Here is a 22,603-nt window from a genome sequence, read left to right as displayed (position 1 = left end):
AAGGGAGACGGGAAATGGAACTCCGACTTTCAAAGGAACAGTTAGAGCTGCAACAAGCGGTACGACGTTTTGCAGAGACAGAAGTAGCCAGCGCTGTGCCACTCATGGAGCAACATGATCAATTTCCCAGCCTTCTCATTGAAAAACTATCACAAGCAGGCTTTATGGGCATTCCAATTCCTAAGCAATGGGGAGGAGCAGGCTGCGATTTCATTTCCTATATTGCTGCGGTTAACGAAATATCAAAGATAAGCGCAGCGCTTGGCGTCATCTTATCCGTTCATACTTCGGTTTGCACTTTGCCGATCCTGCATTATGGTACGCAAGCTCAAATATCAAGCTATGTTCCCAAGCTTGCTTCGGGTGAGCGGTTAGGCGCTTTCGCGTTAACAGAGCCTCACGCGGGTTCGGACGCTTCCTCTATAAGAACAACAGCAGTATTAGACGGTGAATATTATGTTTTGAACGGATCAAAGGTATTTATCACGAATGCCGGCGCTGCCAATGTTTATGTTGCATTTGCAGTGACTGATGCAAGCAAAGGGGCATACGGCATTACCGCTTTTATTATTGAAAGTGAAACAAAAGGGCTAACGATCGGAAGAAAAGAAAAAAAATTAGGTTTGCACGGATCGAATACTTGTGAGCTTATATTTGATCAATTAAGGATACCCGTTTCCCATAGACTTGGCGAAGAAGGCAAAGGCTTTTCCATAGCCAAAGGCTCCCTTGATGGCGGACGTATCGGAATCAGCGCCCAAGCGCTTGGAATTGCGCAAGCTGCACTAAATATTCTAAATGACCGCTTCCAACCGAAGGCTGCAATGTTGATAAAGCCAGATCAGAAGGCAATGCATCAGCAAGTTAAACTCGCTGGCATAATAGCTAAAGTAGAGGCAGCGAGATTGCTCGTTTATCGCGCGGCGTATTTGCATCAAGAAGGTTTGCCTTGTACGAAGGAAGCATCCATGGCCAAAATGTTCGCATCTGATACAGCAGTTGCAGTGACTAGCCAGGTTATGCAAATGCTCGGATCAGACAGCTGTCTGCAAGGATCAACGATAGAACGACTGTTCCGAGATGCGAAAGCCACTCAAATTTACGAGGGAACAAACGAAATTCACCGAATCGTAATTAGCGGCAAAATACTCAAATCATTATGATTTCTAAAAAGGCGGTGGCGAGATGGGTCATACTCCCGGAGCGCGATTTCGCGAGGCGCTTCAAGTCGAGAAGCCTTTGCAGATCGCAGGCGCTATTAATGCCTTTTCGGCAATAATGGCGGAAAGAGCAGGGTTTCGCGCTTTGTATTTATCTGGTGCAGGTGTTGCTAATGCGTCGTTCGGTCTGCCTGATCTTGGGATTACAACGCTGCAGGATTGTCTTGAGGATGTAAGAAGAATAACGAGTGTTACAGAGCTGCCGCTGCTCGTAGATGTGGATACGGGCTTTGGAGGAGCTTTCCAAATTGCGCGAACGATTAAGCTGATGAACCGTGCGGGAGCCGCCGGCGTTCATATTGAAGATCAAATCCTGGCTAAACGCTGCGGGCATCGCCCTAACAAAGCAATCGTAAGCAAGGAGGAAATGATTGATCGGATTAAAGCAGCTGCAGACGCAAGAGAAGATGATCAGTTTGTCATTATGGCTCGCACGGATGCGCTTGCGGTAGAAGGGTTAGAAGCAGCGATTGAACGGGCATGCGCATGTGTGGAGGCCGGAGCAGATATGATTTTCCCTGAGGCAATAACAAAACTTGAGGATTATCAAGCCTTTGCTGATGCGGTGAAGGTTCCTATACTCGCAAACATTACGGAGTTCGGGCAAACTCCGCTGTATACGATAAATGAGCTTGAGCATGCAGGTGTCAGCTTAGCTCTTTATCCGTTATCCGCCTTTCGCGCAATGTCAGCAGCAGCTCTTCATGTCTATGAAACGATAAAACAAGAAGGAACACAGAAAAATGTCATAAATGTTATGCAAACTAGAGCAGAGCTTTATGATTTCCTCGATTATTTGAGCTACGAAGAGAAGCTGGATCAGCTTTATGGAGTCAAAGAGGAGGAGAACCGTCATGACAACTAAAAAAAAAGGCGGTCTCGCCGACGTTATAGCGGGACAGACTTCGATTTCGACAGTCGGAAAAGCAGGAAAGGGCTTAACCTATCGAGGTTATTCGATTGATGATCTCGCCCTTCATGGCAGCTTTGAAGAAACTGCTTTTTTATTGTTATATGGAGCACTGCCAAACGATGTCCAGTTAAAAGATTACACGAAGAAGCTTGCGTCACTTAGACAACTGCCAGCAGGTGTATTGAACATATTGGAGCAGCTGCCGAGCAGCACACATCCAATGGATGTGCTTCGTACGGGGGTTTCGGCGTTAGCTGCGTTCGAACCAGAAAATGAGGAGCGTGACGCTTCCCACATCGCTGATAGATTAATAGCCTGCAGCGCCTCTATTTTATTATATTGGTATCATTATCAGAAGAGTGGGAGAAGGATTGATACAGAGACAGATCAACAAAGTGTTGCTGGACATTTTCTGCAGCTGCTTCATGATCAACGCCCGAACGAGCTTCATGAGAAAGCTTTTGACGTTTCACTTGTACTGTATGCGGAGCATGAATTCAACGCTTCTACATTTGCAGCACGTGTTACTGCATCTACTTTATCAGATATGTATTCCGCCATTACGACTGGCATCGGCACACTCCGTGGACCTCTTCACGGCGGTGCCAACGAAGCCGCGATGGAGCTGATTGAACAATTCGGCAGCGTGCGCGAAGCCGAGATCGGAATTATGCAAATGCTGAAGGACAAAAAATTAATTATGGGCTTTGGACATCGTGTTTATTCTGTATCTGACCCACGATCCGATATTATTAAATACTGGTCAAATAGACTCTCTGCAGGGGCTGAGAATTCAATCATTTATTCAATTTCCGAGTCTATAGAGAAAATAATGCTGAAAGAGAAAAAACTATTTGCTAATTTGGATTTTTACAGCGCGTCAGCCTATCGATTTATGGGCATTCCAACCTCACTTTTTACACCGATCTTCGTTATTTCTCGTACCAGCGGCTGGGCTTCCCATATCATTGAACAACGTGCAAACAATCGAATCATTCGTCCTAATGCTGAATATATCGGCTGTGATTTGCTGCCTTGGCTGCCTATCGAACAACGATCCTAAATGAGGAGGAGGATTCGAAACGAATGTCCACTTTAATGAGTAATGAGAGGCCAAAGCCGGATCAAGTGTTGGTTGATATTGCACAATATGCTGCAAACTATACGATAACTAGCGAAGAAGCTTATAATACCGCTCGCTATTGTCTCATCGATACGCTTGGCTGCGGGTTGTTAGCGCTTAGGTATCCCGAGTGCACGAAGCTGCTAGGCCCGACCATACCGGGAACTCTTGTTCCGAATGGAGCTCGTGTTCCTGGAACTTCGTTTCAGCTTGATCCGATCACTGCTGCATTTAACATTGGATGTATGAACCGCTGGCTCGATTACAATGATACTTGGCTTGCAGCGGAGTGGGGCCATCCATCAGATAATCTTGGAGCTATACTAGCTGCTGCGGACTATGAAAGCAGGAAAAACATAGCCGAGGGCAAACCGCCGTTTGTCATGAGAGATGTGCTTACGGCTATGATCAAGGCGCATGAAATTCAAGGCATTCTTGCACTTGAAAACAGCTTTAACCGGGTAGGGCTCGATCATGTTATTCTCGTGAAGGTTGCCTCAACTGCTGTAGTGACTGCGCTGCTAGGCGGGACGACAGATGAAATTATTGATGCTTTATCCAATGCGTGGATTGATGGTCATCCGCTTCGTACTTATCGTCATTCGCCAAATACAGGTTCGAGAAAGTCATGGGCAGCCGGCGATGCCACAGCTCGCGCGCTTAGGCTTTCATTGATGGCGCTAAAAGGAGAGATGGGTTATCCCGCTGCACTATCTACACCGGAATGGGGATTTTATGATGTGCTGTTTAAAGGGAATCCCTTGTCCATTAAACGGGATTTTGAAGCTTATGTCATGGAAAATGTATTGTTTAAAATATCTTTCCCCGCTGAATTCCATGGCCAAACAGCAGTGGAGGCTGCTATCTTGCTGCACCCGAGTGTGAAGGACAGATGGCATGAAATTGATAAAATAATCATTTCTACACATAAGTCCGCACTACGAATTATCGACAAAACAGGACCGCTCCATAATCCTGCGGATCGTGACCATTGCATTCAATATATGGTTGCGATTGGTCTGATTCATGGACATTTAACTGCCGATCATTATGAGGATAATTATGCGAGTGACAGTCGTATCGATGAGCTTCGCAAGAAAATGATTTCGACTGAAGATATTACTTACTCATATGATTATTTGGACGCTAATAAACGCTCGATTGCCAATGCCATTCAAGTGTTTTTCCAAGACGGAACATCCACTGAGAAGATCGAGATTGCGTACCCAGTAGGTCATCGACGCAGACGTCAGGAAGCCATACCGCTTCTGTTTGCGAAGTTTGATGCCAGTTTGAAGAGCAGGTTTCCATCCAAGCAAACACAAGCGATATTAGAGCTTTGCCAAGACCAAAACGTATTAGAGAACACGCCCGTACAGCAGTTTATGGAACTATTTGTTATTTAGGTGAATGCCTGCGTACAGCGCAGGTTTTTCTTTTTAAAATCTATTTTTTTTTGTAGCTTTTCTGTAACTTTCTGCACCCCCATTTCGTTATATTGTATAAGTAAGCCGAATAAGAATATATACCATATAGAAGGAGCGTCTGCGCTATGAAAAAATATGTATTGATCGCAACTGTTGCGATAGCTTGTCTCACGGCCTTTAGCTTTGCGCCGGCGGGAGGCCGTGAATATACACCGGTAGAACAAACACCGGATATGATAACTGGCTACGTTGCAATGACAAAAGGGGAAAATAATCATTACACATTATCAATCGACCAAATCGATTGGTACGAAGGTGATGCAGCGACAAAGATTTTCCTTGAGCGTGAAAAGGATTCTGGGCTAGATGCCCCGCCAGATGGATATTACATTGAGAATGATGATGAAACATTGCGTGACTTACTGATAGCCGATAACGCTGAGGTGCTAATGCAAATCTATAATCGAACAGGCAATATTAATGAAGCAGATATAGTTTGGAATGAACCGATTTCAGTTAAAAAGTTTATTGAACTCATCAATACGGAAGACGACTTCGATATGAAGAGCTTTCCTTATCATATGACGATCAAGAACGGGGAAATCGTACGCATCGTCCAGCAATTCGTTCCTTAAATAACTTTTACATTTATGAGAGAAAGCAACACAACAAGCGCGTGCCGATAGTTAATCGGCACGCGCTTTTATGTTTCACTTGATGCTTTTGGAATAACATTTCCTCATTATGAATTATCCGTTTAATCTCGTCCAGCTTCATAGATACGATGAGCAAGCATCTCAGGATGCGTCTTTGCTGTTGACATATGATCGCCATGACCTTGGATATATCGGAACAAGCCAAGTCGATTGGACATATGCGGATGCCACCCATATTCGCTGTTGTACTGTGGAAGAACATTATCTTCCGTTAAGAAAATATAACTTTTCGGCATATTCAAGCTATAAAATACTTTAAGATCGAGTTTTTCATAAAAAGGTTTTGCTGGTTCTGGACTTACCATACTGTACATTTTCTCCGCTAAGCCGAGGCTTGCCAAATTAACAAAGGTTTCACGAAACAGCGAAAATGGCAGCATGATCGTATCATCCTTCGAGCTTTCCCTAAGCTGCTGGAAACTAGCTTTTACAGGGGCTGGGAATTCATCGGCGACCATTTCACCGTCGTTTAATACAAAAGCATCCAAAAACACGAGCCTCCTAATACTCTCTGGAATGAGCTCTGCAACCTTTTGGATGACGGAGCCTCCGAAGCTGTGACCCACAAGTATGATTTGCTGAAGATTTCTTGACGCAATATAAGCAGCTACAGAATGACTTATCATTTCATGAGTGACGTTTTTATTAGGGTCTGCACCATGCCCAGGATATTCAGGCGCGAACACGGTATGGCCCATTTTGCTTAATTCATAACCGATGCCATTCCAAAAGCTCGCATCCGCCCAGGAGCCATGAACGAGAACAAAAGTGAGCGGCTGTTCGCTCTGCATCAATCTTACACTGGTTGCGTAAACATCCGAGTATGGATATACGTAGTTAATCGTGTTTTGTTCAATTTGATACATGCGGCATTACTCCTCAAAATCAGATTATTCAGCATATGCCTATAATCCATTTAAGGTTAATAATCGCCCAGTATCTGTACAAGGCTGCAAATTTACCACTTATGTTATCGTTTTAATATCCTTATTCTGATTAAGCGGAATGCGAAAGCTATGTCTAGCTGAGTTATTGGGTGGAATTATGCTTTTTGCTGATGCGAGCGTAGCATTGATTTCACCGCCAAGCATGATGAGGATAGAGCTAATGTAGAGCCAGATCAACAGGATGATTACTCCGCCAAGACTGCCGTATGTTTTCGAATAGTTCCCAAAATTGTTCATATAAAACTGAAAAACAAGTGAAGTCGCAATCCAACCAAACGTTGCAAATAAAGCACCTGGCACAGCTTCTTTTAAGCTCAGCCTTCTGTTAGGAACAATCCAATAAAGCAAGGAAAAGGCGCCTGTCATTGCGGAAATAGGTATGACATACTTCAAGACATTCCAAATCCATTCGAAACCATTTGGATAATCAAGCCACTTAAATAAGTATTCGCCAATAGCTTTACCGAAAATAAGCATAACCATGACCAAAACAATAACGACGACTAAAAAAATTGTTGATAGCAGTGAAATACCGCGTACCTTCCAAAACGGCCGCTTTTCCTCAACATCGTAGGCTTTGTTCAATCCTTTCAAAATCGCATTAATACCGTTTGAAGCAGACCAAATGGTCGCAATCATACCGAATGACAGCAGTGTTCCGCTGCTGTTATCTACAACTTCAGCAAGAATTCCGCTAATCGTATCACTTGCATCTGCAGGTAGAAGGCGAATAAACTCTGCGATCACGCTATCGCCAGACATTTCGATAAAGCTAAGCAAACTGACCATAAATATAAGAAAGGGGAAAAACGATAAGATCAAATAATACGTCAGCTGTGCGCCAAGCGCAGGCACATCATCCTCACGAAAACGGCTGTATAAGCATTTTATAAATTGCATCGTGTTGAATTTTTGTTTCATGAAGACCACCATCCTTTTGATATAAAACTAAACAAAATAGAAGGGTACAAAACATTTATTGAAATAGAAAAGATAAGCAGCAAGTAGGAAATAGTCAAATCATGTCGAATAAGAGTATGAGTAAATATTTTCGAATGAAGGGAGTGGACCTTATGTTTTTACATTTTCTACAAACCAAGGAGCAAAAAGAAGCATTTCTCGAATTAGCACATCTTGCAGCAAATGCTGATGGGTTCATTCACAAGAAAGAACAAGGATTTCTTCAATCGTATATGCAAGAGATGGATATGCAGCAAGCCGTAATAAGCTTTTCATCCGAAAAGCAGTTAGCAGATATACTAGTAAATATTAATGATGATCATGTAAAAAAAATCTTTTTCGCAGAAATTCTGCTTCTCATATTCGCTGACGGCGACTACAATGACGATGAAAAAGAATTAACAAAGGATATGAAAGAGCTTCTTAATCTAGACGAAGAAACTTGTGAATCCATTAAAAACTGGGTTATTCGTATGGATCAGCTCAAAATTGAAGGCCTTAAGCTTATATTGAACCCTTAATAAAATTGCAGACATAAGTAAAAAACCTCTATTCTTCCCAGTGGAAGAATAGAGATTTTTTAAGTACTGCTTTTTCTTACATGCATTATGGCTTCGAAAAACCGAATTTTTCAAACACAGCCATTGCCTCTGCCGTTTGAAGATAATCATAAAATTGCTTCGATTCTGGAAGATGCTTTGTTGCTGTAACGATACCAATCGGATAGGTGATCGGCGTGTATGTTGCAGGATCAACAGTAAGGACAATATTGACTTTATCTGATGTTAAGGCGTCAGTCTTATAAACAAAACCCGCATCAGCGTTGCCTGTTTCAACATATTGGAGAACCTGACGGACATCCTTCGCTTGAACAACCTTCGTTTGCAAACTATCCCATAGCTTCGCTTGTTCCAAGGCTTCTTTCGTATAACTTCCAGCAGGTACGCTCTCTGGAATGCCAATTGCAATTGTTTTAACATCAGCGTTCAACAGATCATTAACCGTTGCAAGCTGCGTTTTTGACGTTTTTGAAGTGACGAGCACGAGACCATTGGATAGAAGGTTTGTTTGGCTGTCCTCAGCTATCAGCTTCGCATCTACCAGAGACTTCATGTTTTTGGAAGCAGCAGAGAGGAACAGATCTGCAGGAGCACCACTTTCAATCTGCTTCTGAAGAGCGCCTGAAGCGCCAAAGTTAAAATTCAGTTTCACATTAGGGTGAATTACTTTGAATTGTGTTTCAATTTCCTTTAACGCATCCGTTAAACTTGCAGCTGCCGAAATCGTTAAATCAACATTTTCAGCAGGGGCTTCCGTGCTAATTGCTGTTGCTTCTGCTTGATTGGTGGAGCTTGGTTGATTTGCTTGATTCGAACCACACGCCGTTACAACAACCATAATCATAACCAAATACAATAAAACATAGCTTTTTTTAAGTAAATTAATCATTTAATACCCTCTTTCGTTATGTTTAGATATAAATAGATATAATCCATTTTCCGATTATAAGGTGAAGGAAATAGATTTGTAAAGCGAATCACCACAGTATTTCCGTTGTTTATGCTACAATAATGATTACTGCAAACAATCCTTAAGAGGTGATCAACATATCTGAAAATATTTCCTATACGACAGAGGAAATCTCTAAGCTGCTCAAAATATCCAAATTAACCGTTTATGATCTCATTAAAAAAGGTGATTTGGCCTCATACCGAGTAGGCAAACAAATGAGAGTGGACGCTTCAGATTTAGAAGCCTATAAGCAGCGCTCAAAGGGGAACCAGCAAAGCTTGCGTGACGCTTTAATTGTTCAACCAGATGCTGCAAGCACAGCACGCCAGAGCCATGGGGCTCGCTCCATTGTCATCACAGGACAAGACATCAGCCTGGACATACTCGGAAGGCATATTGAGAAATATACACACACACTGCGCCCACTGCGGTCTAATGCCGGCAGTCTAGACAGTTTGATCTCCATGTACAATGGGCAATCCGATGTCGTAAGCACCCATCTGTTAGACGGCGACACGGGCGAATATAATATTCCGTACATACGCAAGCTGCTTGTCGGCTCCTCATATGTTGTTATTAATCTGCTATCTAGGAAAGCTGGGCTATTTGTCCAAAAGGGGAATCCACAAAACCTAGAAGGATGGAGCGATCTTGCTCAACCAGACTTACGTATTATTAATCGAGAAAAAGGTTCCGGGGCTCGTGTATTGTTAGATGAACAGCTTCGATTACATCAAATTTCGGCACGCGAGCTTCTCGGCTATGAGGACGAACTGACAAATCATCTAGGCGTTGCAGCCAAAGTGGCGGGTGGCGAGGCAGATGTTGGCGTTGGGATAGAAAAAGCAGCAGCGATCGTAACTGGAGTGGACTTTATTCCTTTAGTTAGTGAACGTTATGATCTTGTCATTATGAAAAATTCGGGGAATAGCGATCTCATTAACTTGATTATCGAAATTCTGAAATCCGCTTCATTTCAACAGGAGCTTGCAGCTATTTCCGGCTATGACTTATCACAGACAGGAAATATTCTTTATGAATGTTAAAGCAGATTTCACCTTTCAGATGAATCCCATTATAATGCGCAAGGATGGATGGAGATGAAACTTCCCATTTTGAACGAAACGTTAATTAAACGAATACAACAATCAGAAATGGAATATCTTACATCAAGAATTAGTTCCATAGGGGAGAGACCAGGCAATCCTGAAGGAGTCGAGATTAATCATTATGGCCAAGCTGCAGCTTACTATATAAAAACAATGCCTTGGGGCATTTTTAATTCGGTAAAAGGTTTGGGCGATGAGGACAGCGACAAGCTGGAGGAGATTATCAAGTTTTATGAAGCAAGAGACAGAAGCTTTCAGATCGATTTGGATCCTATACAATGCACTGCTGCTCTGTTCGGGAAATTGGCAGAGCTCGGTTTTCGACAAAATGGCTTTCATTCTGTTCTTTATGGACTGCCAAGTGAAGATAAACCTGTTTTGCATCCTCATATCACGATTTCGGAAGTCGTTACAGAGGAGGCGTTCGATCATTATGCTGAAATCCACTGCCTAGGATCAGGCATGTCATTGTCCGATAAACACCACTTTGTTAATAACAATATTGGTTTACTGAATCGAAAAGGGTGGAAAATCTATCTCGCGTATTTAAATGACATACCTGCTAGTGTAGGTGTCATGCATATGAATGAGGATGGAATCGCCTCGTGTGCTCTAGCGGCTACTGCCCCTGCATTTAGAAATCAAGGGCTGCAAACAGCACTATTAAGCAGGCGTCTACATGAAGCGCATCTTGCAGGCTGTGAGCTCGTCGTAGCACAGGCTAGCTTCGGATCAAGCAGTCAACATAATATGGAAAGAGCCGGATTACATATCGCATGGACGAGATCCATTATGAAAAAATAAAAAGAACATTTTGTATTCACGCTTTTCATGCTATTATTGATCCATAAATATGGATGACAGGAGAAAATAAGATGAGCTATACACAGTCAAGCGGTTATGGTAAACCGATGCAAAAATTAATGCTAACCTTTTTCTTTGCCTTAATTGTTTCAGTAGGCGGCATGTACATAGGAACAATGCTTCCTAGCGCCGCACGAATCCCACTGTTTATTGTCGAGATTGGATTAATCATTGCCATCATGTTTTTGCGTAAATCAACAGCAATTGGCTACTCATTGATGTATGTGTTTATGATTGTATCTGGTGCAACCTTGCAGTTTTCTTTAAGCTATTATATCGCCTCCATGGGTACATCAGTCGTCATTCAAACCGTTTCTGTTGCCGTACTCGTTTATGCAGGCCTTGCGATCTACGCTACATACTCCAAAGAAGATTTTCGCTTTCTCGGCGGGTTTTTGTTCGCATCATTAATTGGGCTCATCGTTATCGGTCTTATGCAATTTATTTTCCCTTTCGGAGGGATGATGGAAACCATTTATGCCGGCTTTGGATTACTCATTTTCATCGGTTATACACTTTATGACTTTAGCCGTATGTCCAAGGAAGGTTTTGAAGACAAAGATATTCCACTGATGATCGTTAATATTTATCTTGATTTGGTTAATATCATTTTGTTCGCCCTACGTTTTGTGAAATCCTTGCTGGATGATTAATCGTTCGTCCTAATTGCCAATAAGGTTAATCTTCATACTTGAGGATTAACCCCTTTTTTTTTACGTGTTGATAACCATCTTTTAATAATTGATTTATCGGGTGAAGCTGCTTTGATATCATAATCAATAAAATCCCCTCTACGAATTCGCTTATCCAAAGCTTGCTGCTGATCCCTCCATAAACTTTCTGCTACATAGTTATGAAACAACATGATCCATTCCTCCTCTTACCAATCAATGCTTATGCTTTCATTATGCGATCTGAGTCCGTTGGTAAAAAGAGTAGATCTTTCATTGTTTATTTCACCTTTTAATGTTCAGAGCAATGCCCAGTATAACTTTATCCTAGGAGGAAAGAGATGGGGTTTATAATCGTTTTACTGCTAACGATGATTGTTATTTTATTATTTGAAATAAACGGAAAGCTGCCTAGAAGAAATCGAAACAAAGATGAATTGAGGCGTGCCTTGAAGAGAGATCAGGAAAGAAGAAAAAGGGATAAAGAAAGAGATTACTAAGAGACCGCTGAATGGCGGTCTTTTTTTTGTGATGCCACGTTGACATCTGCATTTAAAACATGTATATTTTTATCAACGCCTTATACCCATAGGGGTATATGTACGGCGTCATTTTTTCGCCTTTCTCGATACCCCCATGGGTATGTTATTCGAATGATTTATTAATAAACGCAAAGGAGGTTCAAGAAATGATGAATCACATTCAAGCAGACAAAACAATAGATTGCAAAGGCTTGGCTTGTCCTATGCCCATCATCAAGACGAAAAAAGCAATGAATGAGCTTCTTTCTGGACAAGTCATTGAAGTAGTTGCCACGGACAAAGGATCTTTGGCAGACATCCAAGGGTGGAGCAGAAATGCGGGGCATCAATACTTGGGTACGCTTGTGGAGGGCGAGGTATTGAAGCATTACCTTAGAAAATCCAACCCGAATGAAATAAAAGAAGAAATCAAATATTTGAAGACAATGAACAACGGAGATTTGAAGAAGAAGCTTATTTCAAATGAGAACATGATGATTTTAGATGTACGTGAGTCTGCAGAGTATGTTTTTAACCACATCCCTGGAGCCAAATCAATTCCGTTAGGAGAGCTTGATATTCGAACGAGTGAACTCGATCCTGATCAGGAGCTTTATATCGTGTGCCGCACTGGCACCCGCAGCGATATCGCTTGCCAGCTATTAGCTGATAAAGGGTTCAAACTTGTGTACAATGTCTTGCCAGGTATGTCCGAATGGGAAGGACCACTAGAGAATGATGTACAGTAATACCACTCACTCATCATAGTAGGAGGAATACACCATGAGTTCATCAAACCAGTTAAATGAAATGAGTGCCGGGCAGCTAGCAAAACTTATTTTAAGCAAAAAAGAAGATCTCTTCATCCTTGATGTACGTAGTGAAAGCGACTTTGCGAATTGGAAAATCGAAGGAAGTCGAATAGAGGTTCTCAATATTCCTTACTTTGAACTGCTAGAGGGAGTAGAGGAGATAATCGAACAAATTCCATTAGACAAAAAAGTGCTGGTTGTATGCGCCAAAGAAGGTTCTTCTATATTTGTTGGAGAGTTGCTCGTGGCAGCAGGCAGGTCTAATGTTTATTACTTGCAGGGTGGGATGAAGTCGTGGAGCGAGCATTTGGAGCCCGTAAAAATTGGCGATTTGCGCCAAGGCGGTACTATTTTTCAGTTTGTACGAATGGGTAAAGGCTGCTTGTCCTACATGATCGTATCAGACGGTGAAGCTGCTGTCGTAGATGCCCCTAGAATGACGAATGTGTTGGAGCAATTTGCGAAGGACAATGGGTATCGCATTATGCATACGTTAGATACCCATCTTCATGCGGATCATATCTCGGGCGGCCGTAAGCTTGCAGAACAACAATCTGCAACGTACTGGCTTCCTCCAAAAGATGCTGCAGAAGTCACATTTGAATACGCGAAACTTGAGAACGGTCACGATATTGAGGTAGGCAATACCACTTTAAAAATACAACCCATTTATTCACCTGGTCATACGATCGGCAGTACATCGTTTATAGTAGATGATCAGTATTTACTAACTGGTGACATTTTATTTATTGAATCCATTGGACGACCAGATTTGGCTGGACTCGCTGAAGATTGGGTTGGTGATCTTCGCCAAACGTTATATAGTCGTTATCCGGATTTGTCTCAGGATTTAATTGTACTTCCAGCACACTTCGGCAAGTTCTCGGAGCTTGGAGAAGATGTGCGGGTAGCCGCTGTTTTATCCGATGTATATAAAAACAATACAGGCTTGCAAATATCGGATGAAGCTGCGTTTCGCAGCATGGTGACCAACAATCTGCCGCAGCATCCGAACGCTTACCAAGAAATACGCCAAACGAATATGGGGAAAATCACACCTGACGAAGAAGAGCAGCGCGAAATGGAAATCGGCCCCAATCGTTGTGCCGTTCACGATAATTAAAGGAGGAAATGAATAATGAAAGCTGATCTAATCGTTAATACCAAAGGGCTGGCTTGCCCGATGCCAATCGTAAAAGCAAAAAAAGCACTGGATGGATTGAAGCCTGGACAATTTATGGAGGTATTATCAACCGATAAAGGTTCTTTAAATGATTTTACGGCTTGGATTAGAAAAACAAATCATGAACTCGTGCAGCATACGGAAGAAAACGGCGTGTTCACATTTCTTGTGAAAAAAATTTAACTGAATTTTATTATGGAGAGGAGAACATAAATGGAAGCAGTAACTGAAAAAACAACGATAGTCCTCTTCAGCGGGGAACTTGATAAAGCGATAGCTGCTTTTATTATTGCAAATGGAGCAGCTGCTTATGATCACGAGGTAACTATATTTTTCACCTTTTGGGGACTAAATGCTTTGCGCAAGGATGAAGCAATCCATACCAAAAAAGGGCTTCTTGAAAAAGCCTTTGGCTGGATGATGCCAAGAGGACCGCAAAAACTAGGCTTATCCAAAATGAATTTTGGCGGCATGGGACCTAAAATGATTAAGCATGTTATGAAGAAACATAATGCGTTATCACTGCCGCAGCTCATTGAACTTGCGCAGGAGCAAGGGGTTAAGCTTGTTGCGTGTACAATGACAATGGATCTTCTTGGTTTGCAGCGTGAAGAGCTGATTGATGATATTCAACTTGCTGGTGTAGCCGGTTACTTAGGCGACGCCACCGATGCAAAAGTGAATTTATTTATATAATCAATGAAATGATACTCTTTTTTGGTTTATAATATACCCATACATGTACACGTTATCGAATGGGAGGTTAAGAACATGGCATATGTTTATACCGATGAAATAAAAACACGACTAAGAAGAATAGAGGGTCAGGTTCGAGGCGTATTGAGATTGATGGATGAACAGCAATCTTGCAAGGACGTAGTAAGCCAGCTGTCAGCAGTACGTAATGCAGCAGATAAAGCAATGGCCCAAATTGTTGCGGAAAACCTTCATCAATGTATTATTGAAGAACAGTCTGCTGGTGGCGATGCGAATAAGCTGGTTAAAGAAGCGATTGAGCTGCTCGTGAAAAGTCGGTAAAAGAACACAAGCTTAATAACCTTCTCTAGCATACTCTACTTAGTAGAATGGATGGTAGAGGAGGTATAGTTATGCATTTAATTTCAATCATTCTCATTGGACTGGCTTCTAATATTGATAATTTAGGAATTGGTGTATCCTTTGGCACACGATCAACAAAAATTCCAATTGTCTCAAACTTGTTTATTGCCATATTGGCCATGGCTGCAGCATATTTAGCCATAACAATGGGTCACCTTATATCTGGTTTTATGAGTCAAAAGCATGCAGATTTAATTGGTGGTTCTGTCATCATACTTCTAGGTCTTTGGAGCATATTGCCTAAACAGAGGACAAGGGTTGCAACAAGTCCATTACGTGAGACAAGTGATTCGGAAAGATCTATTACTTGGCAGGAAACGATCTCATTAGGTTTTGCTTTATCATTAAATTGTATCGCTACAGGATTTGGAGCAGGTGTTAGTGGTGCGTCACCGATAATGACTGCAATTTCAGTTGGTATATTTTCACTAATAACCGTTGCTATCGGATTGCGGATTGGACATGAGATTGCTAGAACATGGTTAGGTAAATATTCTACTCTCATCGGCGGTATGATACTCATTGTAATAGGCCTTTTGGAGATTTTTTTGTAACTGACCGATAACAAAAAATAAGCGAACACGGTAGAGCGTGTTCGCTTATTCTAAGACGTCATATATAATTCTTACACCTAGGGAGCTGTAATTTTCTTCTTTGTAATGTCCATGCTCACAATACTTGGTGCTGGACAAGCTTTCATTGATTGACAGCAAGGGTTCATTGCAGGTCGGGCATTTATCTTCAAATATTTTTTTGAATATACTTTTCATTTCATAAATACCTCATTTCACATGAAGTTACTTGGTTTTAATTATACCTTACTTATTGCATTCCAACAAGGAGAGTTTTTATGGACATTATCCTTTACATCATCATGACGCTGCTCGGTTTTGTTGGTTCCTTTTTTTCGGGATTACTTGGCATAGGCGGGGCCATAATAAATTTTCCCCTTTTATTATATGTTCCATCCAGTCTTGGCTTAGCGCAGTTTACGGCAAAAGAAGTTGCATCCATCAGCATGTTTCAAGTTTTCTTCGCTTCGTTAGCTGGGATTATCGCTTTCCGTCAAAAAAGCAATCAAACAGCAGTCATTCATAAAGGTCTTGTTGTTTATATGGGCAGCAGTATATTAATGGGCAGTTTAATAGGCGGATTCGGATCACGATTTCTTAATGAAGATGCCATTAATATTATATACGGAACATTATCGGTTATTGCTGTTGTTTTAATGCTCGTTCCAAACCGGGGAAAACAACAATTAAATATAAATGAAATCACTTTTAATAAGCTCATTGCGGTAACGTCTGCTTTCATTGTTGGCATTGTGTCAGGAGTTGTTGGAGCAGGTGGTGCTTTTATTCTAATCCCAATAATGTTGACGGTCTTAAAAATTCCGACAAGGACAACCATTGCCTCATCATTAGCGATCGTATTTGTGTCGGCAATTGGCGGCGTAATCGGCAAGCTATCCGCTGGTTCCATTCCGATATGGCCAACTGTATTTGTTGTATTGGGCAGCCTGATCGGTGCTCCAATTGGATCTAGAATCAGCTCTAAAATAAACGTGAAATATTTGCGATATGGGCTTGTTGTATTACTCATTTTTACAGCGATTAAAGTGTGGTCATCCATATTGCAATAGAATATGCGTACCTTATTAAACGGATTGGGGAGGTTAGGATATGTTGATTTTAATTGCTCTAACTGGTTTATTCGTAATGTGGTTCATTTATAGAAGATTCTCACCCCTAAAAAATTTAACTTATGTCGACGAAAAAGCGCTAAATGAAAAAGGCGTTATACCTGACAGCAGCAAAATACTCGATGTCCGCGATTCAACTGACTATGAGAAATGTCATGTGGATGGTTCGATTAATATATCAATTGGTCGGCTCCCTTATTTGTGGAACAAAGAGCTTGCACCAAATGATTCTGTCTTAATTTTGTCGGACAGTTTCTATAAAAGTAAAAAGGCTGCGAAAATCCTTAAAAAACATGGTTTCAGCCAGCTGTTTACTGTACGAAACCAACAATGTGCATAGATAACTTTTCAAGTGACTGATGAACCGCGTATATCGCGGTTTTTTTGCGTCCACTCTAAACCAGATTATGGTACAATCTCCTCGTATGTTGAAAATAATGCTGTTCGTGCACAACAATTTTATATCAGAAAGCAGGGATCATTTGAGATTATTTCATGTGAGCGAAGAAAGTGATATTACACTTTTTGAACCTCGAATACCTTCTCGAGTGGATATGGATCAAAGCAAAGGGTTGGTATGGGCAATAAATGAACAATGCTTGCCGAATTTCCTAACACCTCGCAATTGTCCTAGAGTAACTTATCATAGTCATGAAACGACCACAGATGAGCATAAAAAACTTTATTTAAGCTCAAATTCGTTGGACCATGTTATTGCGATTGAGCATAAATGGTTTGAAATCATGAGGCAAACCACGTTGTATTTATATGAATTCGATACGACTGATTTCTATGGCGCAGATAAAAGTGCTGGTTACTATGTGAGCGAAAAAACACAGATCCCTATCAATAAAATAATTGTTCATGATTTGTTTGGAGAACTCATACGCAGAAATGTCGAGGTTCGCATGATCGATAATTTGTGGGATTTGAATGATAAAATTGCAACCACAAGCTTTAATTGGTCGATGTGCAGAATGGGTTTTGCCGCGCAGAGGAAGGAATCAGTATGATGAGTACAATAGTTGAGATTGAAAACTATAATCCTCTTTGGGAGCACGAATTTTGTGAAATACGATCTACTATCGAAGCTGAAGTTGGGCAATTCATTAGGTCAGTTGAACATGTAGGAAGCACCTCTGTTAAAGGACTTGGTGCTAAGCCCATCTTGGATATAGATATCGTCATTGAAGATTATAGTATGCTGCCTCTGATCATCCAAGGGCTTGAGAAGATTGGTTATTTCCATCAACAAGAATGGAGTTTTGAAGGAAGAGAGGCCTTTGGCAGAAAAGATATGTCGGTTCCTTGGCATAAACAGCGTGGAAAATGGATGGAGCATCACTTGTACGTGTGCAATCGTGATAGCGAAGAATTAGCAAGACATTTGGCATTCCGCGATTATCTTAGGGAGCATCCCGAGGCTGTCATTGCGTATGAACAGTTAAAAAAGGAATTGGCTTTGCACGCTCAAGATCGGTCCGGTTATACAGCAGGTAAAACTGATTTTATAAATGAAATATTAAAAAGGGTAAAGCTCACGAAAACAAAGGATCATTGATGAGAAACCATACGAATGGAAAGCAGCCCTGAACTTGATACAAACGAACAATTTTTTATAATATTAACGGCAGTCTTTACATCCTTATGGACGAAATTAGAGCGGCTCGTGTAGTATAGATTCATTGTTCCTAATTAATGGAAGGGGATCGTGACAGATGAATGAATTGCTAAGCGAGTGGAAAATAACAGAGGGCCACTTGGATGTTGTGCCCGAAGAGGTTGGACTCAGCTCACATCAATTAAATAAGCTGGATAATCACTTTCTGAATCTGATCGCACAGCAAAAAATTCAAGCAGCCAGTTTTCTCGTTGCACGAGAAGGAAAGATCGCCGCATGGAAATCAATGGGTCGACTGCATGGCTCCACTGAACAAGGTGAACTGCAGCCGGATTCCTTGCGTAAAATGTCATCCATAACGAAAGCATTCACAAGTGTTGCGATCATGAAGCTCATAGAGGACGGTAAGCTTTATATCGATCTGCCTGTGTCCAACATTTTGGAAGAATTCAATAATCCTGTACATAAAGATATCACCTTGTTCCACTTATTAACGCATACGTCTGGTATTTTGCCAGTCACCGGATATTACAATGAGCCCTATCCTAGAGAATGGTGGGGGGCTAGCGGCATGGATCATTGGATTCGAAAAGTGCTGCAAGGCCCGCTCGTTTGCCAACCCGGGGATGCCTATAATTATTCTACGGTGGGCTTCGCTCTGCTGGGCGAGATCGTCTCAAGAGTATCTGGTAAGCAGTATGAGGACTACATTACGGAGAACATTATCGAACCACTCCAAATGACACGTACTTTTTTTGATGTGCCTGAGCATCTGCACTCTGAAGTATGCAGTGTAGATCGGATGGATATCGAAAGGTTAAGCAGAGAAAATGACGGTTCACCTATGCCGCCTCGTTCGGATAGTGGACTTTATTCAACACTATTTGATATGTGGAAATTCGGACAAATGCTGTTGAATGGCGGAACCTTTGAAGGTCAGCGTATCCTTGGCAGAAAGTCAGTAGATCTGATGACTCGCCGACATCTGTTTAACGTTCCCGCCTATCATTGGGGAGGTAAAATCAAAGATAAAGGCCATGCTCTTGGTTTAGATTTAGCTATTCATCATCTTTCATATGAATCAGTAGGCACCTACCAGCTGGAGGGTTCAGGAAGAACCGGATTTTTTGTGGACCCGGTTGAGAAGCTCGTTGTTGTACTCATGGTGCCTTCCATTTACTCATGGATACCGGAATCGGTACTTGGTACAAAACAAATGATATGGTCAAGTTTGGTTTAGAATAAGCATGAAACTTGAATGCAGCCATTAGTAATATTTATAAAGAGTGAGTCGACTATTCGGCTCGCTCTTTTTTTTGTGCAGACAATTAAACTGTTGCAATGACATCATGAAGACAATTATAGATACTTAACCCGGGTATAGTAAAAACTCTTGACCTACATACCCTTAGGGGGTATATTATAATGGTTATGATGTAAAGGAGAGATGCCAAATGTATGATAAAATAAAAATCGCAGTCTCACCAGCCATTCAGGTTGGAGGCAGCCTGTTTACACCTCATCAACTGGTAACCATAGGTTCACTTATTGACACAGATGCAAATATAGAGATGACACCTTTTAAGCAGCTTTATGTGGAAATACCGTTAGATCAACAAAATGAAATAACCGAACAATTACGAGCAGTCGGCCTCGAGGTTAATCCTTCAGGCTTTACGACAAAAAGCTTGATTGCATGCAACTTTTGCAAAGGAGCCCAGGATGCCGGCTTAGATATTGCCATTAAATTAAACGAAGCAATCGCGGGAATCGGAACACCAACGCCAATGAAAGTCGGTTATGCAGGTTGCGCATTAGGTACAAGTGAACCTTTATTAAAAGATATTGGGGTTGTAAAAATGCGGAATGTGTTTGACGTTTATGTCGGCGGAGAGCCAAAGGGAATAAAACCTTCCTTTGCCCAGCTTTTACTTTCAGGTTTATCGGAAGATCAGTTAATACCATCAATATTTAATCTCATTAACTATTATAAAGAACATGCTAAAGGAAAGGAAAAGTTCAGCAAATTTATTAATCGAATTTCTCTAGACGAACTAAAAACATTGAAATGGAATGAGCAACCATGAGTAAAATTTTAGTTATTGAGGATGAAAATAAAATTAGAGAGGTTATAATCGCTTATCTAAACAAGGCTGGTTATCGTGCATGTGAAGCTAGTGATGGCCAAAGTGCGATGCATGAAATCGATAAGCAGCCCTTTGATTTAATCATTCTTGACTTGATGCTCCCTGACATTAATGGAGAGCTGCTGTGCAGACAAATACGAAGAACTAATCCGGTACCCATCATTATGCTTACGGCTAAAGCTTCTCTAAATCATCGCATCCAAGGGTTATCTGCTGGAGCTGACGATTATATCGTGAAACCATTTGATCCCCATGAATTGTTGGCTAGAGTTCGTTCCGTCCTGCGGCGTACCAATCATCATGAGCTTCTCGCTGATCGTTTGGAATACGGTAATGGACGATTAAGTTTGGATAGCCAAGCTAAACAGGTTTACATCAATCAAGAACCCATAAATTTAACACCCAATGAATATAAACTGCTTGTTGCTATGGCTAGAAATGCTGAAAGAACACTTTCCCGCGAACAATTAATTGATATGGTGATGGGAATCGATTTTGAAGGGGATGCTCGTACAATTGATCAACATGTCAAAAATTTACGGCAAAAAATAGAGGAGGATGCTAAAAATCCAATGTTCATTCAGACGGTTTTTGGTGCCGGCTATCGCTTTCATGGAGGAGGCAAATGAAAAAAACACTATCCTATCGGATTAGTATTCTTCTTATCTTTTATACAACAGCCATCTTAATCATTGCTTCCATTGCTTTAGCTACAGCCACTCATCATCATTTCCAGCTTTATGGTGAAGAGATAGCGCAAGGCAGCCACGATAACACAGAGTCGTTAAATTCACATTTAGAGCAAGCCATTCTTCAATCCATTGGACTGACAGTAGGCGGAGCACTCATTATTACGCTTATTATGAGCATTTACATCGCTAAAAAAATTTCCTCTCCTTTAGTTAAAATGAAGAATATAACACTCGTTATGGCAAGAGGAAAACGAGATGCTCGTCTTCCTTTAAAAGGCACTCCAAAAGATGAAGTCGATCAACTGGCCGCCTCTATCAATCATTTAGCTGAACAGCTTGAACAGCAAGAACAATTACGGGTAACGATGACCGAAAATATTGCTCATGAGCTTCGCACACCTTTAACGACATTAAATAGTTTTTTATCAGCGATTCAAGATGGGATTTGGGAAGCTACACCTGAACGCATTCAATCATGCAGAGAAGAAATTCACCGTTTAGTCCAAATGGTTAATGATTTGGAAGAACTGCAAACACTTACTTCTACAGCACAGCAGATAACCTTAATAGATGTTCCACTAACAAAATCTATAGAACAAGTTATAGATCTGATGAAGCCCTCCTTTTCAGACAAAGGAATTATTTTGGAAAGAGGTTTCATCCCTGAAATGACTATCCATGCTGATGAATACCGACTCATTCAAATGTGGACGAATTTATTATCGAATGCTCTAAAGTTTACTTCTAATGGTGGAAAGGTATCGGTATATGGGAAATTAGTTCAACAAGGTGTTCAAATAACCGTCAAGGATACTGGAATCGGAATACCAACTGAGCAGCTCGCGCATGTATTCGAACGTTTCTATCGTGTGGAAAAATCACGGAACCGGAAATCTGGAGGCGGGGGCTTAGGTCTTGCTATTACGAAAACGCTTGTCGAACGTCACGGAGGACAAATTTGGGCTGAAAGTGATGAAGGGACTTTATTTCATGTGTATTTACCGAATACAGTTAATTAAGACTAAATAATGAGTCTATTTGTAGATGATGAAAACATCATACTGCTATTGGAGTCAAACAATTCAAGCCAAGGCTTACTTCACAAGACAATAAATTGCAGAGGCTTTTGCTAACCTGATACTGAACCGAGTGAAAACTTTTATAAATGAATAGCTAAAAAACACGTACTGTCGAAGGGGACTGACCCCCATTTGTGAGACAGGGATCAAAACACCTTCAAGTTTAAACGGCCAGTCGCCTGTAATCAATCGGCGACTGGTTCTTTAGTTTCGTTTGAATACGAATTGCGTTATAGTAAGTGATGTAGTCTCGAACGGTCTGTTC

General features: G+C 41.3%; 29 protein-coding genes. 24 read left to right on the top strand and 5 right to left on the bottom strand.

Going from position 1 to position 22,603, the window contains the following annotated elements:
• Positions 1-14 precede the first annotated feature (14 nt).
• From AB4Z50_RS33375 to AB4Z50_RS33355, 5 genes are all read left to right on the top strand, one after another.
• A complete protein-coding gene (locus AB4Z50_RS33375; protein ID WP_441886264.1) occupies positions 15-1,163 on the top strand; it encodes an acyl-CoA dehydrogenase family protein in 1,149 nt (382 codons plus the stop codon).
• A 22-nt stretch (positions 1,164-1,185) separates the two neighbouring features.
• Positions 1,186-2,085, top strand: coding sequence for a methylisocitrate lyase (prpB, locus tag AB4Z50_RS33370; RefSeq protein ID WP_441886261.1), 900 nt, complete (start codon positions 1,186-1,188; stop codon positions 2,083-2,085).
• Positions 2,075-3,196, top strand: coding sequence for a bifunctional 2-methylcitrate synthase/citrate synthase (prpC, locus tag AB4Z50_RS33365; protein WP_441886258.1), 1,122 nt, complete (start codon positions 2,075-2,077; stop codon positions 3,194-3,196). Before prpB ends, prpC begins: the two co-directional genes overlap by 11 nt.
• Positions 3,197-3,219: 23 nt before the next feature.
• Positions 3,220-4,662: a bifunctional 2-methylcitrate dehydratase/aconitate hydratase gene (locus AB4Z50_RS33360; RefSeq protein WP_441886255.1), complete on the top strand. Its 1,443-nt coding sequence runs from the start codon at positions 3,220-3,222 to the stop codon at positions 4,660-4,662.
• 146 nt (positions 4,663-4,808) lie between these two features.
• The gene (locus AB4Z50_RS33355) at positions 4,809-5,318 is read left to right on the top strand and encodes a hypothetical protein (RefSeq protein WP_441886252.1); all 510 of its coding nucleotides are present in this window, start codon (positions 4,809-4,811) and stop codon (positions 5,316-5,318) included.
• A gap of 122 nt (positions 5,319-5,440) precedes the next feature.
• On the opposite strand, the gene AB4Z50_RS33350 is transcribed toward AB4Z50_RS33355, so the two are convergent.
• Positions 5,441-6,265, bottom strand: a complete 825-nt coding sequence (locus tag AB4Z50_RS33350) for an alpha/beta fold hydrolase (protein WP_441886249.1) — start codon at positions 6,263-6,265, stop codon at positions 5,441-5,443.
• A 99-nt stretch (positions 6,266-6,364) separates the two neighbouring features.
• On the bottom strand, positions 6,365-7,267 hold the full coding sequence (locus tag AB4Z50_RS33345; protein WP_441886246.1) for a YihY/virulence factor BrkB family protein: 903 nt from the start codon (positions 7,265-7,267) through the stop codon (positions 6,365-6,367).
• A 116-nt stretch (positions 7,268-7,383) separates the two neighbouring features.
• Between AB4Z50_RS33345 and AB4Z50_RS33340 the strand changes: the two genes are divergently transcribed.
• Positions 7,384-7,827 (top strand): TerB family tellurite resistance protein, encoded by a 444-nt coding sequence (locus tag AB4Z50_RS33340; protein WP_441886243.1) that lies wholly within the window; start codon positions 7,384-7,386, stop codon positions 7,825-7,827.
• An 85-nt stretch (positions 7,828-7,912) separates the two neighbouring features.
• On the opposite strand, the gene modA is transcribed toward AB4Z50_RS33340, so the two are convergent.
• A complete protein-coding gene (gene modA / locus AB4Z50_RS33335; RefSeq protein ID WP_441886240.1) occupies positions 7,913-8,755 on the bottom strand; it encodes a molybdate ABC transporter substrate-binding protein in 843 nt (280 codons plus the stop codon).
• 158 nt (positions 8,756-8,913) lie between these two features.
• Between modA and AB4Z50_RS33330 the strand changes: the two genes are divergently transcribed.
• The 3 genes from AB4Z50_RS33330 to AB4Z50_RS33320 all read left to right on the top strand — a co-directional run bounded on the left by AB4Z50_RS33330 (position 8,914) and on the right by AB4Z50_RS33320 (position 11,444).
• The gene (locus tag AB4Z50_RS33330) at positions 8,914-9,864 is read left to right on the top strand and encodes a helix-turn-helix transcriptional regulator (RefSeq protein ID WP_076266131.1); all 951 of its coding nucleotides are present in this window, start codon (positions 8,914-8,916) and stop codon (positions 9,862-9,864) included.
• 54 nt (positions 9,865-9,918) lie between these two features.
• Positions 9,919-10,731, top strand: a complete 813-nt coding sequence (locus tag AB4Z50_RS33325) for a GNAT family N-acetyltransferase (protein ID WP_441886237.1) — start codon at positions 9,919-9,921, stop codon at positions 10,729-10,731.
• A 71-nt stretch (positions 10,732-10,802) separates the two neighbouring features.
• A complete protein-coding gene (locus AB4Z50_RS33320) occupies positions 10,803-11,444 on the top strand; it encodes a Bax inhibitor-1/YccA family protein (RefSeq protein ID WP_441886234.1) in 642 nt (213 codons plus the stop codon).
• 32 nt (positions 11,445-11,476) lie between these two features.
• On the opposite strand, the gene AB4Z50_RS33315 is transcribed toward AB4Z50_RS33320, so the two are convergent.
• Positions 11,477-11,656: a hypothetical protein gene (locus AB4Z50_RS33315; protein ID WP_441886231.1), complete on the bottom strand. Its 180-nt coding sequence runs from the start codon at positions 11,654-11,656 to the stop codon at positions 11,477-11,479.
• 147 nt (positions 11,657-11,803) lie between these two features.
• Here AB4Z50_RS33315 and AB4Z50_RS33310 point away from each other — a divergent pair, with 147 nt between their 5' ends.
• From AB4Z50_RS33310 to AB4Z50_RS33240, 15 genes are all read left to right on the top strand, one after another.
• Positions 11,804-11,962 carry a hypothetical protein gene (locus tag AB4Z50_RS33310; RefSeq protein WP_441886228.1) on the top strand — a complete coding sequence of 53 codons (159 nt, stop codon included), beginning with the start codon at positions 11,804-11,806 and terminating at the stop codon, positions 11,960-11,962.
• Between the two features lie 191 nt (positions 11,963-12,153).
• The gene (locus AB4Z50_RS33305; protein WP_441886350.1) at positions 12,154-12,732 is read left to right on the top strand and encodes a sulfurtransferase TusA family protein; all 579 of its coding nucleotides are present in this window, start codon (positions 12,154-12,156) and stop codon (positions 12,730-12,732) included.
• 61 nt (positions 12,733-12,793) lie between these two features.
• Positions 12,794-13,918, top strand: a complete 1,125-nt coding sequence (locus tag AB4Z50_RS33300; protein WP_441886347.1) for an MBL fold metallo-hydrolase — start codon at positions 12,794-12,796, stop codon at positions 13,916-13,918.
• Positions 13,919-13,933: 15 nt separating this feature from the next.
• The gene (locus AB4Z50_RS33295) at positions 13,934-14,161 is read left to right on the top strand and encodes a sulfurtransferase TusA family protein (protein ID WP_441886225.1); all 228 of its coding nucleotides are present in this window, start codon (positions 13,934-13,936) and stop codon (positions 14,159-14,161) included.
• Positions 14,162-14,191: 30 nt separating this feature from the next.
• Complete coding sequence (locus AB4Z50_RS33290; protein WP_339209355.1) at positions 14,192-14,674, top strand: DsrE/DsrF/DrsH-like family protein; 483 nt, start codon at positions 14,192-14,194, stop codon at positions 14,672-14,674.
• A gap of 75 nt (positions 14,675-14,749) precedes the next feature.
• A complete protein-coding gene (locus AB4Z50_RS33285; RefSeq protein WP_441886221.1) occupies positions 14,750-15,016 on the top strand; it encodes a metal-sensitive transcriptional regulator in 267 nt (88 codons plus the stop codon).
• A gap of 71 nt (positions 15,017-15,087) precedes the next feature.
• A complete protein-coding gene (locus AB4Z50_RS33280) occupies positions 15,088-15,651 on the top strand; it encodes a manganese efflux pump MntP (protein ID WP_441886218.1) in 564 nt (187 codons plus the stop codon).
• A gap of 296 nt (positions 15,652-15,947) precedes the next feature.
• On the top strand, positions 15,948-16,739 hold the full coding sequence (locus AB4Z50_RS33275) for a sulfite exporter TauE/SafE family protein (protein ID WP_076265959.1): 792 nt from the start codon (positions 15,948-15,950) through the stop codon (positions 16,737-16,739).
• 40 nt (positions 16,740-16,779) lie between these two features.
• Positions 16,780-17,139: a rhodanese-like domain-containing protein gene (locus AB4Z50_RS33270; protein ID WP_441886214.1), complete on the top strand. Its 360-nt coding sequence runs from the start codon at positions 16,780-16,782 to the stop codon at positions 17,137-17,139.
• Positions 17,140-17,281: 142 nt separating this feature from the next.
• Positions 17,282-17,812 carry a DUF6886 family protein gene (locus AB4Z50_RS33265; RefSeq protein WP_441886211.1) on the top strand — a complete coding sequence of 177 codons (531 nt, stop codon included), beginning with the start codon at positions 17,282-17,284 and terminating at the stop codon, positions 17,810-17,812.
• A complete protein-coding gene (locus AB4Z50_RS33260; protein ID WP_441886208.1) occupies positions 17,812-18,360 on the top strand; it encodes a GrpB family protein in 549 nt (182 codons plus the stop codon). The genes AB4Z50_RS33265 and AB4Z50_RS33260 overlap by 1 nt, the downstream gene beginning before the upstream one ends.
• A gap of 157 nt (positions 18,361-18,517) precedes the next feature.
• Entirely contained in the window at positions 18,518-19,660 is a 1,143-nt protein-coding gene (locus AB4Z50_RS33255) for a serine hydrolase domain-containing protein (protein WP_441886205.1), read from the top strand.
• 214 nt (positions 19,661-19,874) lie between these two features.
• Positions 19,875-20,507, top strand: a complete 633-nt coding sequence (locus AB4Z50_RS33250) for a nitrite reductase (RefSeq protein WP_441886202.1) — start codon at positions 19,875-19,877, stop codon at positions 20,505-20,507.
• On the top strand, positions 20,504-21,196 hold the full coding sequence (locus AB4Z50_RS33245; protein ID WP_441886199.1) for a response regulator transcription factor: 693 nt from the start codon (positions 20,504-20,506) through the stop codon (positions 21,194-21,196). Before AB4Z50_RS33250 ends, AB4Z50_RS33245 begins: the two co-directional genes overlap by 4 nt.
• A complete protein-coding gene (locus AB4Z50_RS33240; protein ID WP_441886196.1) occupies positions 21,193-22,278 on the top strand; it encodes a sensor histidine kinase in 1,086 nt (361 codons plus the stop codon). The genes AB4Z50_RS33245 and AB4Z50_RS33240 overlap by 4 nt, the downstream gene beginning before the upstream one ends.
• 223 nt (positions 22,279-22,501) lie before the next feature.
• Here the strand turns inward: AB4Z50_RS33240 and AB4Z50_RS33235 are convergent.
• The coding region (locus AB4Z50_RS33235) for an IS3 family transposase (protein ID WP_441878013.1) at positions 22,502-22,603 on the bottom strand (102 nt) is incomplete at its 5' end.

The organism is Paenibacillus sp. 2TAB26 (assembly GCF_052115145.1).
Taxonomy (GTDB): Bacteria; Bacillota; Bacilli; order Paenibacillales; family Paenibacillaceae; genus Pristimantibacillus.
Note: the sequence above shows the minus strand (reverse complement) of the source record. Positions and strands in the feature narration are given on the sequence as shown.